At 68.7% G+C, this 23238-nt stretch carries 23 protein-coding genes and 1 pseudogene; 21 read left to right on the top strand and 3 right to left on the bottom strand.

What is annotated here, in order from left to right; translation table 11 throughout:
• The first annotated feature begins 27 nt into the window (after positions 1-27).
• The 10 genes from ACHZD8_RS09545 (at position 28) to dapF (ending at position 10412) form a co-directional block, all read left to right on the top strand.
• Positions 28-2778 carry a DNA translocase FtsK gene (locus ACHZD8_RS09545; RefSeq protein WP_394770074.1) on the top strand — a complete coding sequence of 917 codons (2751 nt, stop codon included), beginning with the start codon at positions 28-30 and terminating at the stop codon, positions 2776-2778.
• A gap of 51 nt (positions 2779-2829) precedes the next feature.
• Positions 2830-3426, top strand: a complete 597-nt coding sequence (pgsA, locus tag ACHZD8_RS09540; protein ID WP_394770124.1) for a CDP-diacylglycerol--glycerol-3-phosphate 3-phosphatidyltransferase — start codon at positions 2830-2832, stop codon at positions 3424-3426.
• 2 nt (positions 3427-3428) lie between these two features.
• The gene (locus ACHZD8_RS09535) at positions 3429-3953 is read left to right on the top strand and encodes a CinA family protein (protein ID WP_394770073.1); all 525 of its coding nucleotides are present in this window, start codon (positions 3429-3431) and stop codon (positions 3951-3953) included.
• Positions 3954-4114: 161 nt separating this feature from the next.
• The gene (locus ACHZD8_RS09530) at positions 4115-4423 is read left to right on the top strand and encodes a helix-turn-helix domain-containing protein (RefSeq protein WP_147783118.1); all 309 of its coding nucleotides are present in this window, start codon (positions 4115-4117) and stop codon (positions 4421-4423) included.
• A gap of 140 nt (positions 4424-4563) precedes the next feature.
• Positions 4564-4788, top strand: a complete 225-nt coding sequence (locus ACHZD8_RS09525) for a DUF3046 domain-containing protein (RefSeq protein WP_394770072.1) — start codon at positions 4564-4566, stop codon at positions 4786-4788.
• Positions 4789-5084: 296 nt separating this feature from the next.
• Positions 5085-6245 carry a recombinase RecA gene (gene recA / locus ACHZD8_RS09520; RefSeq protein WP_394770071.1) on the top strand — a complete coding sequence of 387 codons (1161 nt, stop codon included), beginning with the start codon at positions 5085-5087 and terminating at the stop codon, positions 6243-6245.
• A 3-nt stretch (positions 6246-6248) separates the two neighbouring features.
• Positions 6249-7010 (top strand): regulatory protein RecX, encoded by a 762-nt coding sequence (locus ACHZD8_RS09515; RefSeq protein WP_394770070.1) that lies wholly within the window; start codon positions 6249-6251, stop codon positions 7008-7010.
• 67 nt (positions 7011-7077) lie between these two features.
• Positions 7078-8628 carry a tRNA (N6-isopentenyl adenosine(37)-C2)-methylthiotransferase MiaB gene (miaB, locus tag ACHZD8_RS09510; protein ID WP_394770068.1) on the top strand — a complete coding sequence of 517 codons (1551 nt, stop codon included), beginning with the start codon at positions 7078-7080 and terminating at the stop codon, positions 8626-8628.
• Positions 8615-9544 (top strand): tRNA (adenosine(37)-N6)-dimethylallyltransferase MiaA, encoded by a 930-nt coding sequence (gene miaA, locus ACHZD8_RS09505; protein WP_394770066.1) that lies wholly within the window; start codon positions 8615-8617, stop codon positions 9542-9544. Before miaB ends, miaA begins: the two co-directional genes overlap by 14 nt.
• A complete protein-coding gene (gene dapF / locus ACHZD8_RS09500; protein ID WP_394770065.1) occupies positions 9537-10412 on the top strand; it encodes a diaminopimelate epimerase in 876 nt (291 codons plus the stop codon). The genes miaA and dapF overlap by 8 nt, the downstream gene beginning before the upstream one ends.
• A gap of 16 nt (positions 10413-10428) precedes the next feature.
• On the opposite strand, the gene ACHZD8_RS09495 is transcribed toward dapF, so the two are convergent.
• A complete protein-coding gene (locus ACHZD8_RS09495; protein WP_394770063.1) occupies positions 10429-11037 on the bottom strand; it encodes a class I SAM-dependent methyltransferase in 609 nt (202 codons plus the stop codon).
• Positions 11038-11079: 42 nt separating this feature from the next.
• On the opposite strand from ACHZD8_RS09495, the gene hflX reads away from it, so the two are divergent.
• The 4 genes from hflX (at position 11080) to ACHZD8_RS09475 (ending at position 16978) form a co-directional block, all read left to right on the top strand.
• Complete coding sequence (hflX, locus tag ACHZD8_RS09490) at positions 11080-12633, top strand: GTPase HflX (RefSeq protein WP_394770061.1); 1554 nt, start codon at positions 11080-11082, stop codon at positions 12631-12633.
• A 188-nt stretch (positions 12634-12821) separates the two neighbouring features.
• Positions 12822-13805, top strand: a complete 984-nt coding sequence (locus tag ACHZD8_RS09485) for a methylenetetrahydrofolate reductase (protein ID WP_394770059.1) — start codon at positions 12822-12824, stop codon at positions 13803-13805.
• On the top strand, positions 13802-16117 hold the full coding sequence (metE, locus tag ACHZD8_RS09480; protein ID WP_394770057.1) for a 5-methyltetrahydropteroyltriglutamate--homocysteine S-methyltransferase: 2316 nt from the start codon (positions 13802-13804) through the stop codon (positions 16115-16117). Before ACHZD8_RS09485 ends, metE begins: the two co-directional genes overlap by 4 nt.
• A gap of 66 nt (positions 16118-16183) precedes the next feature.
• On the top strand, positions 16184-16978 hold the full coding sequence (locus tag ACHZD8_RS09475; RefSeq protein ID WP_394770056.1) for a DUF4184 family protein: 795 nt from the start codon (positions 16184-16186) through the stop codon (positions 16976-16978).
• Here ACHZD8_RS09475 and lexA read toward each other — a convergent pair.
• Complete coding sequence (gene lexA / locus ACHZD8_RS09470) at positions 16971-17663, bottom strand: transcriptional repressor LexA (protein ID WP_394770054.1); 693 nt, start codon at positions 17661-17663, stop codon at positions 16971-16973. The two genes, ACHZD8_RS09475 and lexA, sit on opposite strands and share 8 nt — an antisense overlap.
• 314 nt (positions 17664-17977) lie before the next feature.
• Between lexA and ACHZD8_RS09465 the strand changes: the two genes are divergently transcribed.
• From ACHZD8_RS09465 to ACHZD8_RS09440, 6 genes are all read left to right on the top strand, one after another.
• On the top strand, positions 17978-18352 hold the full coding sequence (locus ACHZD8_RS09465; RefSeq protein ID WP_394770052.1) for a LysM peptidoglycan-binding domain-containing protein: 375 nt from the start codon (positions 17978-17980) through the stop codon (positions 18350-18352).
• A 91-nt stretch (positions 18353-18443) separates the two neighbouring features.
• Entirely contained in the window at positions 18444-19547 is a 1104-nt protein-coding gene (locus tag ACHZD8_RS09460) for a histidinol-phosphate transaminase (RefSeq protein ID WP_394770051.1), read from the top strand.
• Entirely contained in the window at positions 19544-20149 is a 606-nt protein-coding gene (gene hisB / locus ACHZD8_RS09455; RefSeq protein WP_394770050.1) for an imidazoleglycerol-phosphate dehydratase HisB, read from the top strand. Before ACHZD8_RS09460 ends, hisB begins: the two co-directional genes overlap by 4 nt.
• 2 nt (positions 20150-20151) lie before the next feature.
• Entirely contained in the window at positions 20152-20793 is a 642-nt protein-coding gene (hisH, locus tag ACHZD8_RS09450; protein ID WP_394770048.1) for an imidazole glycerol phosphate synthase subunit HisH, read from the top strand.
• Between the two features lie 49 nt (positions 20794-20842).
• Positions 20843-21592, top strand: coding sequence for a bifunctional 1-(5-phosphoribosyl)-5-((5-phosphoribosylamino)methylideneamino)imidazole-4-carboxamide isomerase/phosphoribosylanthranilate isomerase PriA (gene priA / locus ACHZD8_RS09445; RefSeq protein WP_394770047.1), 750 nt, complete (start codon positions 20843-20845; stop codon positions 21590-21592).
• Complete coding sequence (locus ACHZD8_RS09440; protein WP_394770046.1) at positions 21592-22359, top strand: SseB family protein; 768 nt, start codon at positions 21592-21594, stop codon at positions 22357-22359. Before priA ends, ACHZD8_RS09440 begins: the two co-directional genes overlap by 1 nt.
• Before the next feature lie 148 nt (positions 22360-22507).
• Here the strand turns inward: ACHZD8_RS09440 and ACHZD8_RS09435 are convergent, their stop codons facing one another.
• Complete coding sequence (locus ACHZD8_RS09435; protein ID WP_394770044.1) at positions 22508-22864, bottom strand: DUF1844 domain-containing protein; 357 nt, start codon at positions 22862-22864, stop codon at positions 22508-22510.
• Between the two features lie 274 nt (positions 22865-23138).
• Between ACHZD8_RS09435 and ACHZD8_RS09430 the strand changes: the two are divergent.
• A pseudogene (locus ACHZD8_RS09430) lies at positions 23139-23238 on the top strand (translation initiation factor IF-3); the annotation flags it as partial.

The following is a 23238-nucleotide window of genomic DNA, read 5'->3' as shown; positions in this document are numbered from 1 at the left end:
GACGGACCTCCGCGTTACCGTTGACGCATGGCTACGAGTACCAGGTCGACCCCGCGTGCGCGCGCCACGCCGTCGCGCGCGCCGAGCCGAGCCACCGGGAAGGGCACCACCCGCAAGCTCCCGGCGGCCAAGGCCGTGCCGGTGGAGAAGCCCGGCCTGCTCACCGTAGCCTGGCTCGGACTCGCCCACGTGGTCGGCGGTGCGGCGCGGGTTCTCGGCAAGGAGACCCTCGCCAAGGACGAGCGCCGCGACGGCGTGCCGTTCTTCGTCTTCGTGCTCGCGGTGATCGGCGCCGTCGTCGAATGGTTCAACCCGACGGACCCGGTGGCCATCGCCCTCGACGGCTACACCTTCGGCGGACTGTTCGGCCGGGTGGCCTTCGCCCTCCCGGTGATCATGCTGCTCTTCGCGGTCTGGCTCTTCCGGCATCCGTCGTCCGTGCACGACAACGGCCGCATCGGAATCGGCCTCGCCGTGCTCCTCACCACGGTGAGCGCGCTCTGCCACATCTTCGGCGGTCAGCCGCAGCCCTCCGACGGCATGGAGGTGCTGGCCAGGGCGGGCGGCATCGCCGGCTGGGTGCTCGCCGCCCCGCTTCTCGCGGTGGGCACGGCGTGGCTCGCGGTTCCCCTCGTCTCGCTCCTGCTGCTCCTCTCCCTCTTCATCCTCACCAAGACCCCGCCGAACCACCTCGGCGCGCGGCTGCGGGAGCTGTACTCCTACCTCTTCGGCGCCCAGTTGCCGGATGTCGACGAGCGCTCCGCCAAGAAGGCCGACAGCGTGTCGTTCGGCGACCTCGATGACCTCGGCATCGACGCGGAGGACACCGCCTCGCTGCCCTGGTGGCGCCGCAACAAGACGCAGCGCGAGGACGACCCGGCCTTCGACAGCCCGGTGCTGACGCACGACAAGAAGGGCCGTGACGTCAACGCCACCGAGGTGATCGACCACACGCGCCACGACGACGAGGAGTTCGGGGTGGAGCTGCTCGAGGAGCTCGTGAACGCCGAGAACGCCGTCAAGCGCTTCACGGGGGAGGTGGCACCGGTCACCGGGATCACGGACGACGGCGGACCCCTCATCGCCGAGCTTCTTCCCGGGTTCTCGGACAAGGCATCCACCAAGGGCGGCCTGGGGGAATTCGACGACGCCGCGGTCGCCCGGCGTGACGCGCAGCCGACCGCGCCGTACCGCCTGCCCGCCGCCGCCACCCTCCAGCCGGGCACCCCGCCCAAGTCGCGCTCGGAGGCGAACGACGTCATCGTCGCCTCGATCACCGAGGTGCTCACCCAGTTCCAGGTGGACGCGCGCGTCACCGGCTTCAGCCGCGGCCCGACGGTCACCCGCTACGAGATCGAGCTCGGGCCCGGGGTCAAGGTGGAGCGAGTCACTGCCCTCACCAAGAACCTCTCGTACGCCGTCGCCTCGAACGAGGTGCGCATCCTCTCCCCGATCCCGGGCAAGAGCGCCATCGGCGTCGAGATCCCCAATGCCGACCGCGAGATCGTCTCCCTCGGCGACGTGCTGCGGTCGAAGGCATCAACCTCGAGCCAGCACCCCATGACGATCGGACTCGGCAAGGATGTCGAGGGCGGTTTCGTCGTCGCCAACCTGGCCAAGATGCCCCATCTTCTCGTCGCCGGGTCCACCGGCTCGGGCAAGTCGAGCTTCGTCAACTCCATGATCACCTCGCTCCTGATGCGGGCGAAGCCCTCCGAGGTGCGCATGGTGCTCATCGACCCCAAGCGCGTCGAACTCGCGCCGTACGCCGGAATCCCGCACCTCATCACGCCCATCATCACGAACCCAAAGAAGGCCGCGGAAGCGCTCGCCTGGGTCGTGAAGGAGATGGACATGCGGTACGACGACCTCGCGAGCTTCGGCTACCGCCACATCGACGATTTCAACGCGGCCGTCGTGGCCGACGAGATCGTGCTCCCGGCCGGCAGCGAGCGATCGCTCAAGCCATACCCGTACCTGCTCGTGGTGGTGGACGAGCTCGCCGACCTCATGATGGTCGCCCCGCGCGACGTCGAGGACTCGATCGTGCGCATCACCCAGCTCGCCCGGGCATCCGGCATCCACCTGGTACTGGCCACCCAGCGCCCGAGCGTGGACGTCGTGACGGGACTCATCAAGGCCAACGTGCCGTCGCGGCTCGCCTTCGCGGTGTCGAGCATGACCGACTCGCGCGTGATCCTCGACCAGCCGGGAGCGGACAAGCTCATCGGGCAGGGCGACGCGCTCTTCCTGCCGATGGGGGCGTCGAAGGCGATCCGCGTGCAGGGCGCGTGGGTCACCGAGAGCGAGGTCGCGGCCGTCGTGCAGCACGTCACGCGCCAGGCTCGCCCCGACTACCGCCAGGACGTGGCCGTGTCGGCCGAGAAGAAGAACATCGACGGCGACATCGGCGACGACCTCGAGCTCCTGCTCGCCGCCGCCGAGCTCGTCGTGAGCACGCAGTTCGGGTCCACCTCGATGTTGCAGCGCAAGCTCCGGGTCGGCTTCGCGAAGGCGGGTCGGCTCATGGACCTCATGGAGTCCCGCGAGATCGTCGGGCCGTCGGAGGGGTCCAAGGCGAGGGACGTGCTGGTGGCGCCGGAGCAACTCGCCGGTGTGCTCGCTCGCCTGCGCGGCGACGACGGGCCGAGCGTGTCGGAGGTCGCGTCGGCAGACCGGTACTCGGCCGACCCCGTCGGGGACATGACGAGCGGTTACGATGAGGTGGACGGGTCGTCGGACGACGAAGACGCCTGGAAGCTGACCGGCAGGGAGTAACTCGTGGCGCTGCCAGCACCGCAAGAGCCACCGGCGAAACGACCGAACCCCATGCGGGGGCGGGTCGCACGCAACGGCGACACCCCGGCGAGCACCGGCAACGTGGCGAACATCGTCACGGTCGTTCGCATCTTCATGGCCCCGGTCTTCATCTGGCTGCTGCTCGCCGACAAGGGCCAACTCGGTGCGCTGCGCTGGGTGGCCGCCGTGATCTTCGTCGTGGCGATCGTCACGGATACGGTGGACGGCATCCTGGCGCGGCGGCAGAACCTGGTCACCGACTTCGGTAAGATCCTCGACCCGATCGCAGACAAGGTGCTCACCGGTGGCGCCCTCGTCGCCCTCTCGATCCTCGGCGAACTGTGGTGGTGGGTCACGATCGTTATTCTCATCCGCGAATTCGGCATCACCATCTTCCGCTTCGCCGTGATCCGCACGCGGGTGATCCCCGCCGTCGCGAGCGGAAAGCTGAAGACGGTGCTGCAGGCGGTGGGCATCTCACTGCTGCTCTTCCCGTTCTGGACCATCGTGGGCGTCTGGGCGCTGTGGCTCGGCTGGGTCGTGATGGGCGTCGCGCTCGCCCTCACGGTGATTTCCGGCATCGACTTCTTCGTGAAGTACCGTCAGCAAAACCGACAGCAGGCCTGACCGTGTCTGCCTCCCCGACCGGTGAGCAGGCGGTGACGGCGGCCGCCGTGATCGCGGCCCTGGTCGACAGGCGGCTCACGGTCGCCGTGGCGGAGTCCCTCACGGGCGGCCTCCTGATCGCCGAACTGATCGGAGTTCCCGGCGCGTCCGCCGCGGTGCTCGGCGGAGTCGTGGCCTACAGCACGGAGCTCAAGTCCACGGTGCTCGGCGTGGACGCCGACCTGCTCGCCGAGCACGGCCCGGTGCATCCAGAGGTCGCCAGGCAGATGGCAGATCGGGTGAGGGCGGTTCTCGCCGTGGGGGGAGTGCCGGCAGACATCGGGCTGTCGACGACCGGCGTGGCCGGACCGGATCCCCAGGGCGGCCAGCAACCCGGGGTGGTCTTCATCGGAATCGCCTTCGGGCCGACGGTGACCGCGTTACGCCTCGACCTGTCGGGAGACCGCCAGGCAATCCGAACCGGGGTCGTCTCCGAATCCCTCGCACGGCTCCACGAAATGCTCGATGAAATGCCGACCGGGGCCTGAGATGTCAGGCGGGAATCTTTCGCGTTTCAATCTCGTTACATACCAGTGATTCACAAGCGTCACACAGTCGCGGCTGGTTAGAGTTTGCATAACGGAGGTTGTAGTGTTACACAACCATCGGCAAGGTCGATCCACAGGTCGCGTCATAGGAGGAGGGTCCAATGGTTCTAGTTCGTCAAGAAATCGGTGACGTGCTCCGGGACTTCCGCCTGCAGAAGGGTCGTACTCTTCGTCAGGTCGCGAGCAAGGCAAGCGTTGCTCTCGGCTACCTCAGCGAGGTGGAGCGTGGCCAGAAGGAGGCCAGCTCCGAGATTCTCGCTTCGGTTGCGGATGCACTCGAAACACCGATTTCAGTCATCATGCGTGAGGTGGGAGACCGCCTCGCCGTAATCGAGGGAATCAACGTGATTCCCGACACGGTTCCCGACGACCTCGTCGCGGACTTCGACGCGGGTCTGGTTGCCCGCTAAAGGACTTTGAGCCGATCCGGGACGGTGTGCCCGGGTCGTGAACGAGGGGATGCCCGGCTCGCGAGAGCCGGGCATCCTCGCGTTAAGCCGCGCGGGCGTCGTCGACGTGCCGTGCCCGATCCACCGGTTAGGTTGTACGAATGCGTTTGAGCGAGTTGTGGACCGCCGTGGGCGATGAGTTCGGCGAGGCCTATGGCCGCACGCTCGTGCACGACCTCTCGCTCGACGAGCTGGGCGGCCTCACCGCCGAGCAGGCGATCGCCAAGGGACTCGATGCCCGGGCGATCTGGCTCGCCCTCTGCCGCGCCGCCGATGTGCCGGAGAACCGCTGGTACGGGGTAGGTCAGCGCACGCCCAAGGCCTGACCCGGGTCAGTGCACTCGACGATCCTGCTTCGAATACGCGCGACACGCCGGGAAGAAACATTCGAACATCTCTTCGGACGCGCGTAGGCTCCTGCACAGCGGATCATGCGATCGAGTTCTGCACCTCGCACCCGGCCCCAGGAGCAATGTCCCCGGCCGCGCGTAGTGTCGGATTTGTTGGAGAAGCCGCCAACACCAGCCTTGTCGCAGGTCGGTAGAGCCTTGCAGGATCGGTTCTCCCGACGAAACGGCAGCCTATAGGCGCACCGATACGAGTCATAAAAGGAGCACGCACAATGCCATCAGCAGCCGATCGCGAAAAGTCTTTGGAAACCGCCCTCGCCCAGATCGACCGACAGTTCGGCAAGGGCTCGGTGATGCGCCTGGGCAGCGACGAGCGTGCCCCCGTCGCGGTGATCCCCACCGGCTCGATCGCCCTGGATGTCGCGCTCGGCATCGGTGGTCTGCCCCGTGGTCGCATCGTGGAGATCTACGGGCCGGAGTCCTCGGGTAAGACCACTCTCACCCTTCACGCCATCGCCAACGCCCAGGCCGCGGGCGGCATCGCGGCGTTCATCGACGCGGAGCACGCGCTCGACCCCGAGTACGCGAAGGCGCTCGGCGTTGACATCGATGCCCTCCTCGTCTCCCAGCCCGACACGGGGGAGCAGGCGCTCGAGATCGCCGACATGCTCATCCGCTCCGGCTCGATCGACCTCGTGGTGATCGACTCCGTCGCTGCTCTCGTCCCGCGTGCGGAGATCGAGGGCGAGATGGGCGACTCGCATGTCGGCCTCCAGGCCCGACTCATGTCGCAGGCGCTGCGCAAGCTCACCGGCGGGCTCAGCCAGACCAACACGACAATGATCTTCATCAACCAGCTCCGCGAGAAGATCGGTGTCTTCTTCGGCAGCCCGGAGACCACGGCCGGCGGCAAGGCGCTCAAGTTCTACGCGTCGGTGCGGCTGGACATCCGTCGCATCGAGACCCTCAAGGAGGGCACGGACGCCGTCGGTAACCGCACGCGGGTGAAGGTCGTCAAGAACAAGATGGCTCCGCCGTTCAAGCAGGCGGAGTTCGACATCCTCTACGGCACCGGAATCTCGCGTGAGGGCAGCCTCATCGACTTCGGAGTCGAGCACGAGATCGTGCGCAAGTCCGGCGCCTGGTACACCTATGACGGCGACCAGCTCGGGCAGGGCAAGGAGAACTCGCGCAAGTACCTCATGGCGAATGCCGCGGTCGCGAACGAGATCGAGCAGAAGATCAAGGCGAAACTCGGAATTCTGGGCGACGCCAAGGCCGCGGCCGCTGCCGCTGCGCTCGAGGTCAAGGCGGCGGCCGGAGCCGAGGCCGCCAGCGCCAAGGCCGCGAAGAGTCTCGCGGTGAGCGCGGGCGACCGGGAGGTCGCACCCCTGTCGACCGCCGCGTCCAAGCGCACCGCGGTCGGGGCGTAGGCCATGGTTTCCGGTGAGGGCGGCGCAGACGAGAAGCTGGCCAGGGTGACCTACCTGCCGGGCGTCGTGCCGCCGTCGCCGGACGCCGAAACGGCTGGCGCCAAAACGGCTGGCGCCGACGAGTCCCGCGGTCGTGAGACCGCCCTTCCCGATTTCGCCACCTTCTTCGGTGAGGACCCTTCCGAGAGTGCGGCCGAGGGTGCCGGGGAACGGCCGGAGTCCGAGGCCGAACTGCCCGAGAAGGGCGGCCGCGGCACCCGGGAGGTGCGGGTGGAGGAGGTGCGGGTGGAGAGAGTGAGCATGCACGCGCTCACCCGGCGGGGAATGTCCCGGTGGGAGCTCGAGAAGACCCTCCTCTCTCGCGAGATCGACGAGCAGACCGTCGCCACCGAGCTCGACCGCCTCGAGGGAGTCGGGTTGCTCGACGACGCGGCGCTTGCCGAGACTCTCGTGCGCACCCGGAACGAACGCAAGGGACTCGGTCGCGGAGCGCTCACGGCGGAACTGCGCCGGCGGCACATCGACCAGGAGCACATCGACGCCGCGCTCGAACAGGTGGACGACAACGACGAGCAGTCGCGAGCAACCGAACTCGCGGTCAAACGCGCCTCCCAGCTCAGCTCGTACGATCTCGAGACGGCCAAGCGGCGCCTCACCGCGTTTCTCATGCGCAAGGGCTACTCGTCGTCCGTCGTGCGGGCGGCCACCGACGAGGCGCTGTTGTCGCGCTCCGGCGGGCCGCGGTCCGGCGTTCGATTCCGTTAGGCCGGTTGCGGCGAGCGGAGTCCGACCAGTGAGGCCGGGACATCACCGGCGTTAGGCTGGATCAATCATGACCATGACCGCTCCCGTGCGCCCCGACCTCGAGGCGAAGGCACGCACCTACGAGGTGCGCACCTTCGGCTGCCAGATGAATGTCCACGACTCCGAGCGCCTCAGCGGCTCGCTCGAGGCCGCCGGCTACGTGAAGGCGAACGGCGAGCAGGCCGACGTGGTGGTCATCAACACCTGCGCGGTGCGGGAGAACGCCGACAACAAGCTCTACGGCAACCTCGGCTACCTGGCCTCGGTCAAGCAGAAGCACGAGGGCATGCAGATCGCCGTCGGTGGCTGCCTGGCCCAGAAGGACAAGAACGTCATCCTCGAGAAGGCGCCGTGGGTGGATGTGGTCTTCGGCACCCACAACATGGGCTCGCTCCCGACCCTGCTCGAGCGGGCGAGGCACAACGGCGAGGCGCAGCTCGAGATTCTCGAGTCGCTCGACGTCTTTCCGTCCACCCTCCCGACGAGGCGCGAGTCGACCTACAGCGGGTGGGTGTCGATCTCCGTCGGCTGCAACAACACCTGCACATTCTGCATAGTGCCGGCGCTCCGCGGCAAGGAGAAGGACCGCCGCCCCGGCGACATCCTGGCGGAGATCCAGGCGATCGTCGACGACGGCGCGATCGAGGTCACGCTGCTCGGCCAGAACGTCAACTCCTACGGCGTCGAGTTCGGTGACCGGCAGGCCTTCGGCAAGCTGCTCCGCGCGGCCGGTCAGATCGAGGGCCTCGAGCGCATCCGTTTCACGAGCCCGCACCCCGCGGCCTTCACGGACGATGTGATCGACGCGATGGCCGAGACACCCTCGGTGATGCCGCAACTCCACATGCCGCTGCAGTCGGGATCCGACGCCGTGCTGAAGGCCATGCGCCGCAGCTATCGGTCCGAGAAGTTCCTCGGGATTCTCGACCGCGTGCGCGCCCGCATTCCGCACGCCGCGATCTCGACCGACATCATCGTCGGGTTCCCTGGCGAGACCGAGGAGGACTTCCAGGACACCCTGCGCGTGGTCGAGCAGGCGAGATTCGCCACCGCCTTCACGTTCCAGTATTCGATCCGGGAGGGGACACCGGCCGCGACCATGGACGACCAGGTGCCCAAGGCGGTGGTGCAGGAGCGCTACGAGCGACTCGTCGCGCTGCAGGACCGCATCTCCTGGGAGGAGAACCAGAAGCTCGTCGGCACCGAGGTCAACGTGCTCGTCGGAGCCGAGGGGTCGAAGGATGCGGACACACATCGGCTGTCCGGTCGCGCCGAGGACAGCAGGCTCATTCACTTCGAGGTGACCCCGCACAGCGGGATCCCGCGGCCGGGCGACGTGGTCACGGTGCGCATCTCCGACGCGAAGCCCTTCTACCTGTTGGCCGACTCACTCGACGGAGCGCCGTTGAGCATCCGCCGCACCACGGCCGGTGACGCCTGGGACCGCGCGGACGCGGAGTCCTGTGGCGTGCCGGCTCCCGCCGGTGCCGCGAGCGCACCGGGTCGGGTCTCCCTGGGGCTTCCCGGCCTGCGGGCGGCGACGATCCCGATCTACGACGTCACCGATGGGCAGCGCTAGCGGCCTGCTCGTGGCCGTGGTCGGGGCAACGGGCACCGGCAAGTCGGCCCTCTCCCTCGACCTCGCGGAGGGGATCGCGGCCCTCGGGATGCCGGCGGAGATCGTCAACGCCGACGCGATGCAGCTCTACCGGTGCATGGACATCGGCACCGCGAAGCTGCCGGTGGAGGAGCGGCGCGGTATCGCCCACCACATGCTCGACGTGCTGGAGCCGAGCGACGAGGCGAACGTCGCCGCCTACCAGTCCGATGCCCGCGCCGCGATCGAGGAGGTGCGGGGCCGGGGCGCCATCCCGATCCTCGTCGGCGGGTCGGGCCTGTACGTCTCGTCCGTCGTCTACGACTTCCGTTTTCCGGGCACCGACCCGGTGATCCGGGGGCGGCTCGAGGGCGAGCTCGTCGAGTCCGGGCCCGGCCTGTTGCACGCACGGCTGCGAGAACTCGACCCGGAGGCGGCGGCCGCGATCGGCCCGCACAACGGTCGGCGGATCGTGCGCGCCCTCGAGGTGATCGAACTGACCGGCGAGCCATTCGGCGCGGGTCTCGGCGCGGAGGCCCGCCCGTGGACCCCCACCGTGTCGATTGGGGTGTCAGCGCCCCGGGCCGAGCTCGTGGCCCGGCTCGACGATCGAGTGCGGCGAATGTGGGAGCACGGCCTCGTGGAGGAGGCCGCGGCCCTCGTGGACCGCGGAATCGGGGTGACGGCGTCGCGCGCGATCGGCTACGCCCAGGCCATCGCCGAGGTGCGGGGCGAGCTGACGGAGAGCGAGGCGATCGAGCTGACGGCCGCGCTCACCCGCAAGTACGCCCGCCGGCAGGTCGGCTGGTTCACTCGCGACCCGAACACCACCTGGCTCGCCCACGACGACCCGGAACGGGTGGCCAGCGCCCTGCAACTAGTCTTGAGCAATGCCTGAACTGCTTTTCACCAAGGGCCACGGAACCGGCAACGACTTCGTATTGTTCGCCGATCCCGATGGCCTCATCGACCTCTCGCCGGAGCAGCTCGCGGCGATCGCCGACCGGCACTTCGGCGTCGGCGGCGACGGGATCATCCGGGCGGTGCGGTCGAGGAGCCTCCCAGACGGGGCCGCGGCCCTAGCGGAGGACGAGTCGGCCGAGTGGTTCATGGACTACCACAACGCCGACGGCTCCCCGTCGGAGATGTGCGGCAACGGCATCCGTGTCTACGCGCGCTTTCTTGTGGACAACGGGCTGGTCGAACTCGGAGCGGGGCAGACGATCGCGATCGGTACCCGGGGTGGCGTGCGCGACGTGCAGGGCAACGCCAACGGCTTCCAGGTGGACCTCGGTCGGTGGTCGCTCGACGGTGGCGAACCGCTCGTGCGCGCCAAGAACCTCCAGGTGGCGCGGCCGGGGCTCGGCATCAATGTCGGCAACCCGCACGTCGTCGTGGCGCTGTCGAGTGATGCCGAACTCGATTCGGCCGACCTGAGCTTCATCCCGGTGCTCGAACCGGACGCGCCGGAGGGGGCGAACGTGGAGTTCGTCGTTCCGCTCGAGCCGCTGGTGAAGGACGGCGTGGGGCGCATCCGCATGCGGGTGCACGAGCGGGGGAGCGGCGAGACGCTCTCCTGTGGCACCGGCGCCGCGGCCGCGGCGCTCGCCACGCGTCACTGGGCCGGGCCGGGGGCTCCGAACCAGTGGAAGGTCGAGGTGCCCGGCGGCACGCTCGGGGTGAGGATGTGGGCGGCGGAGGACGGCGAACACGTGTCGCTCAGCGGGCCGGCCGACCTCGTCTTCGAGGGCACCCTGCAGATCTGAGCCTGCGGAGTTCGAGCTAGCGGCGGCGCACCCTCAGCACGCGGTAGCCCTTGTTGGTCGCGGCGCGCACGACGGAGAACTCCGCGGGCAACGTGCCCTCGAGCCAGCGGTGCAGCGAATCCGACCCGAGGTTGCGCTGCACGACGAGCCAGGCATCCGATTCCGGCTCGAGGCGCGGGAGCCACATCTCGAGCATGCTGTGCAGCTCGTCCTTGCCGACCCGAATGGGCGGATTCGAGCGGATGGTCGTGAACTGCACGTCGGCGGGAACATCCGCGGGCTTGCAGGCGTTGATGTTGGTGATGCCCAACTTCTCCGCGTTCAGCCGCACGAGTTGGAGGGCGCGTTCGTTCACGTCCACGGCCCAGACCGTGGCGCGAGGAGATTCGAGCGCGAGAGTGAGCGCGATCGGTCCCCAGCCGCAGCCGAGGTCGAGCAGGTTGCCGCCGGGCGGCGCCGGCGGGGTGTTGGCGAGCAGCACACTCGTGCCCACGTCGATGCGCTCCGGGCTGAAGATGCCGTTCGAGGTGGTGAGATCACGCATTTCGCCGGCGAGCGGAACCCGGATTTGCCGAAAGATGAGTTCACTCTCTGGAGTTTCCGAGAAGTAATGCTCATTGGCCATGGAGAGAAACCTATCGAAATACGAGGAGCTAGGGTTAACCAGATGAGTGAGAGTGAAGGCGTGGAGCCGAACGAGGTCGCAACGGACGGTGCGGACGTGCTCGATCCGATCGATCGCGTGCTAGCGCGGGCGGCATCGTGTTCCGCCGGATTCACGCTGTTCTCGAGCGGCGGGGCACAGGCGCTCCAGACCGAGGCGCTCGGCCACGAGTCCTCGAGCGACGGCGACCAGTTCGACCGGGAAGACCGACAGGCCCTGCGACGGGTCGCCGGACTCTCGACCGAGCTCGAGGATGTCACCGAGGTCGAGTATCGACAGTTGCGCATCGAGCGTGTCGTGCTGATCGGCATCTATGGCCAGGGCAACGCCGCCGAGGCCGAGAATTCCATGCGTGAGCTCTTCGCGCTTGCCGAGACCGCGGGCGCCATCGTGCTCGATGGCCTCCTCCAGCGTCGGGCGACGCCGGACCCCAGCACCTATTTCGGCAAGGGCAAGGCCCTCGAGCTGCGGGATGTCGTGGCGAGCGTGGGCGCCGACACGGTCATCGTGGACAGCGAGCTCGCCCCCAGCCAGCGGCGCGCGCTCGAGGATGTGGTGCGGGTCAAGGTGATCGACCGCACTGCCGTGATCCTCGACATCTTCAGCCAGCACGCCAAGAGCCGGGAGGGCAAGGCCCAGGTCGAGCTCGCCCAGCTCGAATACCTGTTGCCGCGACTGCGCGGCTGGGGCGAGTCGATGTCCCGCCAGGCCGGTGGCCAGGTCGGGGCCGGGAACGGAATGGGAAGCCGCGGACCGGGTGAGACGAAGATCGAACTCGACCGCCGCCGCATCCACACCAGGATGTCCCGCCTGCGCAAGCAGATCCTCGGCTTCAAGCCGGCCCGCGAGGCCAAGCGCGCCAACCGCAACCGCAACTCGGTGCCGTCGGTGGCGATCGCCGGCTACACGAACGCCGGAAAGTCGTCGCTGCTCAACCGCATCACGAGGGCGGGCGCGCTCGTGGAGAACGCGCTGTTCGCCACGCTCGACACGGCTGTGCGCAAGAACGTCACCGAGGACGGCCGCGGCTACACCTTCACCGACACCGTCGGCTTCGTGCGCAACCTGCCTCACCAGCTCGTGGAGGCGTTCCGCTCCACGTTCGAGGAGATCGCGGACTCCGACGTGATTCTGCACGTGGTCGACGCCTCGCATCCGGATCCCGCGAGCCAGCTCGCCACCGTGCGCGACGTGATCGGCGAGGTCGAGGCCCGGCACATCCCCGAGATCGTGGTGTTCAACAAGAGCGATCTCATCGACGACGACCAGCGGCTCGTGCTGCGCGGCCTCGAGCCGAACGCGATCTTCGCGTCCGCCCGCACCGGCGAGGGAATCGATGAGCTGCTGACGGCGATCGACGCGGTGTTGCCCGCGCCCTCGATCGAGCTCGAACTGCTCATCCCGTACGACCGGGGCGATCTCGTCTCCTCGCTGCACGACTACGGCAGGATCCTCGAGACGACGTACGAGGAGAGCGGAACGCGGGTGGCTGTGCTCGTCACCGAGGAGCACGCCGCGGCGCTCCGGCCGTTCTCCGTCGCCCGGGTGCCCGCGTAACACTCGGCAACAGACGCCCCGTCTTGCTAGGCTCGTTTACCACTCGTCCGGGCGTTCCCGGCGAGGGTGCGACAGCCGAGCCCGGCACCCGCCCACAGGAGGCCCTAGGCCTCGCATTTCTGAAAAGAGATGCCCTGTGGGCCCCGGATGCGGGCCCCAGGACATCCACGATGGATTGGATCTGAGGCGTGACGAACACGGAGGCGCACGAACTGGGGCGGGTTCCGTTCTCGTTCGAGCTCTTCCCCCCGCGTTCGGACGCCGCGGAACACAACCTGTGGCACACCATCCAGCAGCTCGCGGCGGCGGGGCCGGACTTCATCTCGGTGACCTACGGGGCCAATGGATCCTCGCGCCAGAGTTCGCTGCACGTGTTGCGGTACATCCTCGAGAACACCTCGGTGAGCCCGCTCGCGCACCTCACCTGTGTCGGCTCCTCTCATTTCGAGGCCAACCGGCTCGTGCGGGAGTTCCTCGATGCCGGCGTGACGAGCTTTCTCGCGCTGCGCGGCGATCCGCCCCGCGGCGCCGTGGAGGGCGACCACTTCCTCGGTGACCTCGGCAGTGCGTCGGAGCTGGTGCAGCTCATCCACCGAGTGCAGACGGAGCGCGCTCAGTACGCGACGCTGCGATCCAGGAGCGCGGGCGGAATCGGCCAGATACCGACGAGCCGCGCCAAGGTGCGGGTTGCCGTCGCGGCCTTCCCGAACGGGCATCCGCGGTCCGTGCGCTCGAACCAGGACATCGACACCCTGCTCGCCAAGCAGGTCTCCGGCGCGACCATGGCCATCACCCAACTGTTCTTCCACGCCGACGACTACCTCCGGTTCGTGGCCGACGCTGTCGCCGCGGGCGTCACGATCCCGATCCTGCCGGGCATCATGCCCGCCACCAACCCGGTTCGACTGTCGCGAATCCTCGAACTCACGGGGGAGCGGCGGCCGGAGAGCCTCGCGAGCCGCCTCGAGTCGACCGAGTCCGTTGAGGAGCAGCACGCGATCGGCGTGGAGCACGCGATCGGGCTCGCCGCCGAGGTTCTCGAGGGCGGGGCGCCTGGGCTCCACCTCTACCCCTTCAACCAGCATCAGGCGGTGTTGTCCGTGCTCGAAGGGGTCGGACTCACCACCGTGACACCATCCACCGCTCGAGCGAACATCAAGGAATCAGCATGACTGCGCCCTCATTCCCCACCGGCAGCATCCTCGGATACCCGAGGATCGGCCGCCGCCGCGAACTCAAGAAGGCCGTCGAGGCCTTCTGGGCCGGCAGCATCACCGCCGAGGAGCTGGAGTCGCGCGCGGCCGAGCTCCGCCGCGTCACCCGCGAACGGCTGGTGTCCCTCGGCCTCGGCGCCACGGACTCCTCGATTCCCGAGGCGTTTTCCTTCTACGACCAGGTTCTGGATGCCGCGGTCACGGTGGGCGCCATCCCCACCCGCTTCGAGTCGCTCGTGGCGACCGACGGCACCATCGACCTGGCCGGTTACTTCACGATCGCCCGCGGCGAGGGCAACAACACCCCGGCCGAGATGACTAAGTGGTTCGACTCCAACTACCACTACCTCGTTCCCGAGATCGGACCGGAGACCGGGTTCCACCTCGCCTCCGACCGGCTGATCCGCGAGGTCGCCGAGGCGACCACCTCCGGCTTCCGCACGCGTCCCGTGATCGTGGGCCCGGTCACGTTCCTCCTGCTCAGCAAGGCGAGCGAGGGTGCCCCGGAGGGGTACCAGCCGCTCGACCGCCTCGACGACCTCCTGCCCGTGTACGCGGAGCTGCTCGCCGCCCTCACCGCGGTGGGCGCAGAGTGGGTGCAGCTCGACGAGCCGGCCCTGGTGAGCGAGAGCATCGAGGTGCCGCGCGACCAGGTGCTTGCGGCCACGAAGCGGGCGTACGACGCCCTCGGCGCCGTGCCGGTGCGACCGCAGATCTTTGTCGCGGCCCCGTACGGCAGCCTCGACGATGCCCTTCCCGTGCTCGGCGAGACCCCGGTCGAGGCGATCGGACTCGACCTCGTGCGCGGTTCGCTGCCCACGGGATTCCGCACAGACAAGACGCTCGTCGGCGGCGTGATCGACGGCCACAACATCTGGCGCGGTGACCTGTCCGCCGCGTTCGACTCGCTCGAGGCGCTCCGTCAGCTCTCGCCGAGCGTCGCCGTCACCTCGTCCACCAGCCTGTTCCACACCCCGCACGACGTCGCCGACGAGCCCCTGCTCGACGAGCGACTGAAGAGCTGGCTCGCGTTCGCCGACCAGAAGGTCGCCCAGATCGCCACGCTCGCGACCGGTCTCGCCGAGGGCAGGGACGCCATCCGGGGGGAGCTGGATGCGGCATCCGCGGCCCTCGCGGACCGCCGGGTCGCCCCGGGCGTGCGCGACGGCGACGTGCGTGCGCGTGCCGCGGCGCTCACCGAGGCCGACTTCGCGCGCGGCGACTACGCCGAACGGCTCGCCGCCCAGGATGCCGCGCTTCACCTGCCCTTCCTGCCGACGACCACGATCGGGTCCTTCCCCCAGACCGGTGGCATCCGCAAGGCCCGGGCGGCCAACGCCCGGGGCGAGATCAGCGAGAACGAGTACATCGAGTTCCTCAAGTCCGAGATCAAGAGCGTCGTCGAGCTGCAGGAGCGGATCGGCATCGACGTGATCGTGCACGGCGAGCCCGAGCGCAACGACATGGTGCAGTACTTTGCCGAGCACCTCGACGGCTTCGCGGTGACCCAGAACGGCTGGGTGCAGTCCTACGGCAGCCGCTGTACGCGCCCGTCGATCCTCTGGGGTGACGTCGCCCGCGACGCGCCGATCACGGTGGAGTGGTCGGCCTACACCCAGAGCCTCACGGACAAGCCGGTCAAGGGGATGCTCACCGGCCCGGTCACGATCCTGGCCTGGAGCTTCGTGCGCGACGACCAGCCGCTCGGCGAGACCGCGAACCAGGTGGCGCTCGCGCTCCGCGACGAGATCGAAGACCTCGAGGCGGCCGGCATCGGCATCATCCAGGTGGACGAGCCGGCGCTGCGGGAGCTGCTGCCGCTCAAGAAGGCCGACCAGCCCACCTATCTCGACTGGTCTGTGCGGTCGTTCCGGCTCGCGACCTCGGGGGTCGCGCCGAAGACGCAGATCCACACCCACCTCTGCTACTCCGAGTTCGGCGTGGTGATCGACGCGATCAACAAGCTCGACGCCGATGTGACGTCGATCGAGGCGGCCCGCTCCAAGATGGAGGTCGTGCCGGACATCCAGCACAGCGGATTCGGCCGCGGCATCGGGCCGGGCGTCTACGACATCCACTCGCCGCGGGTGCCGTCGATCGAGGAGGTCACCGATCTCATCGAGATCGCTCTCGGCTCGATCCCGGAACGCCAGGTCTGGGTCAACCCGGACTGCGGGCTCAAGACCCGGGGTTACGACGAGACCGTCGCCTCACTCACCAACGTGGTCGCGGCGACGCGCGCCGTGCGCGAGAGGGTGCACGCGCACTAGCCGACCGCCCACGCCCGTCGGCTGCGACGTAGTGACGTCGTAGCCGACCGGCCGTAGGGTGGGCGGGTGCCCTTCACGCCGAGCCACATCGCCGCGGTGCTGCCGTTCGTGCGCGTGCCGTTCGCGTCGGCCGCACTCGTGCTCGGCAGCATGGCGCCCGACCTCCCGTTCTTCGTCCCGCTCGGGCTGCATCGCGAACAGACGCATGCCCTCGCGGGAATCGTTCCGTTCGACGTTCCGCTCGCGCTCGGCTGCCTGCTGGTCTGGATTCTCGTCGTGCGCGCACCGCTACTCGACTTCGCGCCGGCCTGGCTGAGACGCCGGATGCCGTCGCCGAGCGCCCTTCCGTCGCACTGGCCGGGCAGGCTGAGGGCGGCGGTCGTCGTTCTGGTGTCTGTGCTGGTCGGCATCGTCACCCATCTGATCTGGGACTCCTTCACCCACGCGGATGGCTGGGCCGTGCTGCGCATCGCGCTGCTTCGCGAGCCGGTCGGGCCCTTCGCGGTCTACCGCTGGGGCCAATACGCCAGCAGCCTCGTGGGACTCGCGATAGTCGCCGCGTGGGCCGCACGCTGGGCGCGCGTGACGCCACCGCACGCGCTGCCGGCGTCACGGCTCTCCGACCGCTGGCGGGTGACGGCCTGGGTCGTCGTCGCCGCGGTCGTCGCCACGATCGCGTTGGGCATCCTGGTCGGCGGCGCCGTCTCCGGCGCCGGTCCGTTCGACCGCACCGTGCTGTACTGGTCGGCGACGCGCTCCCTGTCGGTGGGCGGACTGATCGTGGCGCTCGTCTGCCTGGCCTGGCGGCTGCTTCGCCGCGAGGCGCGCCCGGCCACCGAATCCGGCGAGAGCGTCAGATAGAGCGCAGTACAGCCACGACCTTGCCGAGCAGCTCGGCGTAGTCGCCGAGGATCGGGGCGAACGCGGAGTTGCGCGGCAGCAGCCAGGTGTGGCCGTCACGCTGCTGGAAGACCTTGACAGTCGCCTCTTCGTCGAGCATTGCTGCCACGATGTCGCCGTTCTCGGCGGTCTTCTGCTGGCGCACAACGATCCAGTCGCCGTCGCAGATCGCCGCGTCGATCATCGAGTCGCCCGAGACCTTGAGCATGAAGAGCTCGCCCTTGCCCACGAGCTGGCGGGGCAGGGGGAAGACCTCGTCGATCTGCTGCTCGGCGGTGATCGGGATTCCGGCGGCGATGCGACCGACGAGGGGCACCATCGCCGCGTCTCCGATCGGTGTCGGGTTGTCTGAGACGACCCCGCCCTCCTCCTGCTGGAGGTCGATGAGCACCTCGAGCGCCCGCGGGCGATTCGGGTCGCGGCGAAGGTAGCCGCTCAGTTCGAGCTGGTTGAGCTGGTGGGTGACGCTCGAAAGGGAGGAGAGGCCGACCGCGTCTCCGATCTCGCGCATGCTCGGCGGATAGCCCCTGGTCGCCACGGCGCGCTGGATGAAGTCGAGGATCGCGAGCTGCTTGTCGCTCAGGCTCTTGCGCCGCCGGGTGCCCGGCTTCTCCTGCTGCGGGCCAGCCTCGCGTGGTTCGCTCACGTCGTCCTCCAGGTCGTGTGCGGCGCAGCCGCGGGGCCTCGCCACCCTCAATGTCGGTGGTGTCTGGTTGATTCAGTCCAGACAATCGAAACTGTATCCACCATTTGACCGATAAACAAACATCTGTTCGAGTGTGTCGCAGGTTCTCGGTGTATTGGTCTCGAAGATTGGGGTTGATTATGGCAAGAATCGAAGGTATGTTCGGAACAAAGCTTCGTATCCGGTACTCCCGGCCGAGTGCCGGATACGAAAACCCCGTGATGGGCCCAGTGGGCTCGAACAGTTCAACCGACGGAGCAAGGGAAGGCAGAACGATGAGCACGATCGCAATGAACCAGATGGCATTCGGCACGACGGCACGCGCCGACCGCGCTCCTGCCGTCCACCTGCGGCTCACGCGTCGTGGCCGCGTCGTTCTCACGTCGCTTGCCGCCGTCCCGCTCGTCATCGGCGCTCTGGTCTTCGCCATCAATGGCGGCAGCGCGGTCGCGACCGGGCAGGTCGCCTCCACGTCATTCGACTATGTGACGGTGGAGCCTGGGCAGTCGCTCTGGCAGCTCGCGGAAACCGTCGCTCCGTCGGCCGACATCCGAGACGTCGTAGCCGACATCGTGCACCTCAACCGGCTCGAGAGCACCAACCTGCAGCCGGGGCAGAAGATCGCCATCCCCACGCAGTACTCGCACTAGGCGTAGCACTCGGCCCAGCGCAGCAGCCGGCGGCGCGAGCCGCAGAAGAGCCCCGAACGTCACAGATCCGCTGCGCCCCTAGCATTGACTGGTGGCTTCACTCAGCGATCTCCCCATTCGAGACGACCTTCGCGGTCTCACCCCGTACGGCGCCCCGCAGAAGAAGGTGCGGATAGCGCTCAACGTGAACGAGAACACGCATCCCATCCCCGAGGCGGTCGCCACCGACATCGTCAAGGCCCTCGCCGAGGCCGTGCTCGGAGTCAACCGCTACCCGGACCGCGAGTTCACGACCCTGCGCCACAGCCTTGCCGGCTACCTCGGGCACGGGCTGACGGCAGAGAACATCTGGGCCGCGAACGGCTCGAACGAGGTTCTGCAGCAGATCCTCCAGGCCTTCGGCGGGCCCGGACGCAGCGTGCTCGGATTCCCGCCCACCTACTCCATGCACTCGATCATCGCGGCCGGCACCGGCACGCGCTGGGTGGCGGGGGAGCGTGACGAGGGATTCGAGATCTCTCCGCAGACCGCCGTGCAGTGGATCGAGCGAACCACCCCCGACCTCGTCTTCTTCTGCTCGCCGAACAACCCGACCGGCACCCCGCTCTCGCTCGAGACGATCGCGGCGGCGTACGACGCGACGGACGGCATCGTCGTCGTGGACGAGGCGTACGCGGAGTTCGCGCCCTCGGAGCTGCCGACCGCCCTGACCCTGCTCGAGGGCCGCGAGCGTCTCATCGTCTCCCGCACCATGAGCAAGGCGTTCGCGTTCGCCGGTGCCAGACTCGGATACCTCGCCGCGGACCCGGCCGTTGCCGACGCCCTGCGGCTGGTGCGCCTTCCGTACCACCTCTCGGCCCTCACCCAGGCGGCCGCCGTCGCCGCCCTCGCGCACAGCGGCGAGATGCTGGCGATGGTCGACGACATCAAGGCGCAGCGAGACCGACTCCTGGTCGAACTGCCGAAGCTCGGTTACCCGGCCTGGCCGAGCTGGTCGAACTTCGTGCTCTTCGGCGGTGTGGCCGACCCGCACGCGGTGTTCGAGGAGCTGCTCGACCACGAGATCATCATCCGTGACCTGTCGATTCCCCACCACCTGCGCGTGACGGCGGGCACGGAGGCCGAGACCACCGCCTTCCTCGAGGCGATGGCCGGACTCGGGCCGATCGGCGCCATCGATAGGATTGGGGCATGACCAACCAGCGTGTGGCTCACCTCCGGCGTGAGACGAGCGAGTCGACCATCGAGCTCTCGATCAACCTCGACGGCACAGGGGTCTCGACGATCCACACCACGGTTCCCTTCTTCGATCACATGCTGACCGCGTTCTCCAAGCACTCGCTCATCGACCTCGAGGTGACGGCGAGCGGCGACACGGAGATCGACGTTCACCACACCGTGGAGGACATCGGCATCGTGCTCGGGTCGGCTATTCGGGAGGCCCTGGGCGACAAGGCGGGGATCGCGCGCTTCGGCGACGCGCTCGTGCCGCTCGACGAGGCCCTGGTGCAGGCGGTCGTCGACGTCTCCGGGCGCCCGTTCCTCGTGCACACCGGCGAGCCTGCCGGCTTCGAGTTCCACCTCATCGGCGGCCACTTCACCGGGTCGATGGTGCGGCACGTCTTCGAGGCGATCACCTTCAACGCCGGACTCACCGTGCACATCACCGTTCTGGGCGGTCGGGACCCGCACCACATCGCCGAGGCCGAATTCAAGGCGTTCGCGAGGGCGCTGCGCCAGGCGGTGGCACCGGATGCGCGAGTGAGCGGCATCCCGTCGACCAAGGGTGCCCTTTAATCGTGAGCCAGCCATCCGTCGTCGTGCTCGACTACGGCAGCGGCAACGTCCACTCGGCCGCCAAGGCTCTGGAGGTTGCCGGTGCCCGAGTCGAGCTCACCGCCGACCGCGGCCGGGTGATGGCCGCCGACGGCCTGGTGGTTCCGGGCGTCGGGGCGTTCTCCGCCGTGATGGAGGCCCTCACCGCCGTGCGCGGTGCCGAGCTGATCGACCGCCGACTCGCCGGCGGTCTGCCGGTGCTGGGCATCTGTGTGGGAATGCAGGTGCTCTTCGAGCGCGGGGTCGAGCGGGGTGTGGAGACCGAGGGGCTCGGCGAGTGGCCGGGCGTCGTCACGGAACTGCGCGCGCCGATCCTGCCGCACATGGGCTGGAACACGGTGGAGGCGCCGGGCGACTCGGTGCTCTTCGACGGAATCGCCGACGAGCGCTTCTACTTCGTGCACTCCTACGCGGCCCAGGAGTGGACGCTGGAGACCTCGCCGCCCTTCCCCGGCCCGCGCCTCACCTGGGCGGAACACGGCTCCCGTTTCCTTGCCGCGGTGGAGAACGGCCCGCTCTCGGCAACCCAGTTCCACCCGGAGAAGTCGGGGGAGCCGGGCATCCGGCTCCTCTCCAACTGGGTCTCCTCCCTGCGCATCCACTGACCTCCACAAGCGGCGAGACCGTCGTGCCACCGAAACCCAGAAAGTCACCATGAGCGACCCGACCGATACCCCGCGACTCATCCTGCTGCCCGCCGTCGACGTGGCCGACGGCCAGGCCGTGCGTCTCACCCAGGGGGAGGCGGGCAGCGAGACCGGTTATGGCAGTCCACTCGACGCCGCCGTCGACTGGGTGTCCCAGGGGGCGGAGTGGATCCACCTCGTCGACCTGGACGCCGCGTTCGGGCGCGGCGACAACCGCGACGTGATCCGCGACGTGATCGACAACGTGCGCAGCGGAGTGCAGATCGAACTGTCCGGCGGCATCCGCGACGACGCGAGCCTGGAGGCCGCTCTCGCAACGGGAGCCCGGCGCATCAACCTCGGAACCGCGGCCCTCGAGAACCCGGAGTGGGCGGCGGAGGTCATCGGCCGGTTCGGCGACGCGATCGCGGTCGGACTGGACGTGCGAGGCACCACGCTCGCCGCCCGCGGCTGGACGAAGGATGGCGGGGACCTCTTCGAGGTTCTCGACCGCCTCGAGGCCGCCGGCTGCGCACGCTACGTCGTGACCGACGTCACCAAGGACGGCACGCTTCAGGGACCCAACCTCGAGCTGCTCCGCACGGTCGCGGAGCGCACCGAGAAGCCGGTGGTCGCCTCCGGGGGGATCTCGAGCCTCGACGACCTCGTGGCCCTGCGCGCGCTCGTGCCGCACGGCATCGAGGGGGCCATCGTCGGCAAGGCCCTCTACGCCAAGAAGTTCACCCTCGTCGAGGCGCTGGATGTCGCCGGTCGCTGATGACCGCTGACCCGCGCCCCGCAGACTCCGCCGGCACTCCCTGGGAGGGTCGGCACTTCGATCACAACGCCTTCACCGGCGACGATGGGTCCGCCCCGGGGGTGCTCGTCGACGCGATCGGTCGTTTCCGCGCCGGGCAGGCCGGCGAGGTCGAGGTGATCGAGGCCTTCCGCGCTTCGCGGCTGCTCATCCCGTTGGTCTCCCACCTCGCCGAGGCCGGGGTCGGCGAGCACGGCCTCACCGTCGACAAGAGCGCCGAGCTCGCCATCGTGACGGTGGCCGGGCCCGACGGTCGAGACGTGCTCCCGGTGTTCAGCTCGGTCGAGACCATGCGCCGCTGGAACCCGGTCGCGCGCCCCGTGCCGGCCGATGCTGTGCGGGTGGCCCTGGCCGCGGCCAGCGAGGGAACGGGGCTCGTGGTCCTCGACCCGGCGTCTGACACCGAGTTCGCCATCCGTCGGCCCGCCCTGTGGGCCATCGCGCAGTCGCAGCCATGGCTGCCGAGCTATCTCGACCCCGAGGTGCTGTCCGCGTTCCTCGCCTCGGCGGAGCCCGAGGAGTCGGTCGCCTCGATCCTGCTCGACTCCGGCGATCCCGGCGCCCGGCTCGCCGGCACGGAGCTGCTGGTGCGGCTCGGGCTCCGGCCGGGACTCGACCGCGAGACCCTGGACGCGCTGCTCGCGCGGCTGCAGCAGCGCTGGTCGGAGAGCCAGATCATCGCGGGCCGGGTCGACTCCCTGCGCCTGCAGCTCGCCACCGCCGACTGACCGCCGCCGCCGTCGAACCGCCGCCCGCCCCTTCCGAAATCCATGCAATCCTGGCAACACGCCGCTCAGGTGTGCGCGACACGCGACGTTCCCGCCGAAATGCATGGATTTCGGAAGGCGGAGGGGGCGAGCGGATGCAGCGGGCCGGCTAGTTGACCGGGCCGGTCCACTTCTCGCCGGCGCCCTGCCCGGGTGCGTCCGGAATGGCGGATGCCTCGCGGAACGCGAGCTGAACCGACCGCAGGCCGTCCCGAAGGGCCCTGGCGTGCTGGTCGCCGAGGTCCGGGGCGCTCGCGGTGACGAGGCCGGCGAGGGCGTTGATCAGCTTGCGCGCCTCGTCGAGGTCGAGCTGGGACTCCGGATCGTCGGCGAGACCGCACTTCACGGCCGCGGCGCTGAGCAGGTGGACCGCCACGGTGTTGATGACCTCGATCGCCGGCACGTCCGCGATGTCGCGCGCCGCGTCGTTCTCGGTGAAAGCATGGCTGTGCTGGGTATCGCTCATGGGGAATTCCTCTGTTATGCTGAACGCTGGCTCCGCGGCCTCTACGGCCTCGGAACGAAAGTGGAGATTCTCCCACCCGCGCTTGACCGCTTCTTCAAGGTTACCGGGTTGTTGGTACCCCCTCTGTGTGGTTGGAATCCGGATCGAAAGATCCGGGCGAAGGCCTGCGGAGAGTCCAGGGTGCTGTGCCTGGTGACCGAATCGGGCGCCGGGGCACAAATTTCCTCCTTCGTCGTGAGTCCGACATCCCGTCGAACGGCTCTGGCCGACAGAACTGACTAAGGAGTTACGCATCAGCGATCCCCGTACCAATGACCGAATCCGCGTGCCGGAGGTCCGACTTGTTGGCCCCAACGGCGAGCAGGTCGGTGTAG

Source organism: Lacisediminihabitans sp. (genome assembly GCF_043726815.1).
Taxonomy (GTDB): domain Bacteria; phylum Actinomycetota; class Actinomycetes; order Actinomycetales; family Microbacteriaceae; genus Lacisediminihabitans.
The sequence above is the reverse complement of the archived record's forward strand: the minus strand, read 5'-3'. Positions and strand labels throughout refer to the sequence as shown.

Bases quoted from the DNA above. Each gene is read 5' to 3' on its own strand.
- ACHZD8_RS09545 (WP_394770074.1), top strand. From the start codon at position 28: ATGGCTACGAGTACCAGGTCGACCCCGCGTGCGCGCGCCACGCCGTCG.
- recA (WP_394770071.1), top strand. From the start codon at position 5,085: ATGCCATCAGCAGCCGATCGCGAAAAGTCTTTGGAAACCGCCCTCGCC.
- miaA (WP_394770066.1), top strand. From the start codon at position 8,615: ATGGGCAGCGCTAGCGGCCTGCTCGTGGCCGTGGTCGGGGCAACGGGC.
- dapF (WP_394770065.1), top strand. From the start codon at position 9,537: ATGCCTGAACTGCTTTTCACCAAGGGCCACGGAACCGGCAACGACTTC.
- priA (WP_394770047.1), top strand. From the start codon at position 20,843: ATGAGCGACCCGACCGATACCCCGCGACTCATCCTGCTGCCCGCCGTC.
- metE (WP_394770057.1), top strand. From the start codon at position 13,802: ATGACTGCGCCCTCATTCCCCACCGGCAGCATCCTCGGATACCCGAGG.
- ACHZD8_RS09515 (WP_394770070.1), top strand. From the start codon at position 6,249: ATGGTTTCCGGTGAGGGCGGCGCAGACGAGAAGCTGGCCAGGGTGACC.
- ACHZD8_RS09525 (WP_394770072.1), top strand. From the start codon at position 4,564: ATGCGTTTGAGCGAGTTGTGGACCGCCGTGGGCGATGAGTTCGGCGAG.
- ACHZD8_RS09440 (WP_394770046.1), top strand. From the start codon at position 21,592: ATGACCGCTGACCCGCGCCCCGCAGACTCCGCCGGCACTCCCTGGGAG.
- ACHZD8_RS09435 (WP_394770044.1), bottom strand. From the start codon at position 22,864: ATGAGCGATACCCAGCACAGCCATGCTTTCACCGAGAACGACGCGGCG.
- ACHZD8_RS09530 (WP_147783118.1), top strand. From the start codon at position 4,115: ATGGTTCTAGTTCGTCAAGAAATCGGTGACGTGCTCCGGGACTTCCGC.
- hisB (WP_394770050.1), top strand. From the start codon at position 19,544: ATGACCAACCAGCGTGTGGCTCACCTCCGGCGTGAGACGAGCGAGTCG.
- pgsA (WP_394770124.1), top strand. From the start codon at position 2,830: ATGCGGGGGCGGGTCGCACGCAACGGCGACACCCCGGCGAGCACCGGC.
- miaB (WP_394770068.1), top strand. From the start codon at position 7,078: ATGACCATGACCGCTCCCGTGCGCCCCGACCTCGAGGCGAAGGCACGC.
- hflX (WP_394770061.1), top strand. From the start codon at position 11,080: ATGAGTGAGAGTGAAGGCGTGGAGCCGAACGAGGTCGCAACGGACGGT.
- ACHZD8_RS09495 (WP_394770063.1), bottom strand. From the start codon at position 11,037: ATGGCCAATGAGCATTACTTCTCGGAAACTCCAGAGAGTGAACTCATC.
- ACHZD8_RS09465 (WP_394770052.1), top strand. From the start codon at position 17,978: ATGAGCACGATCGCAATGAACCAGATGGCATTCGGCACGACGGCACGC.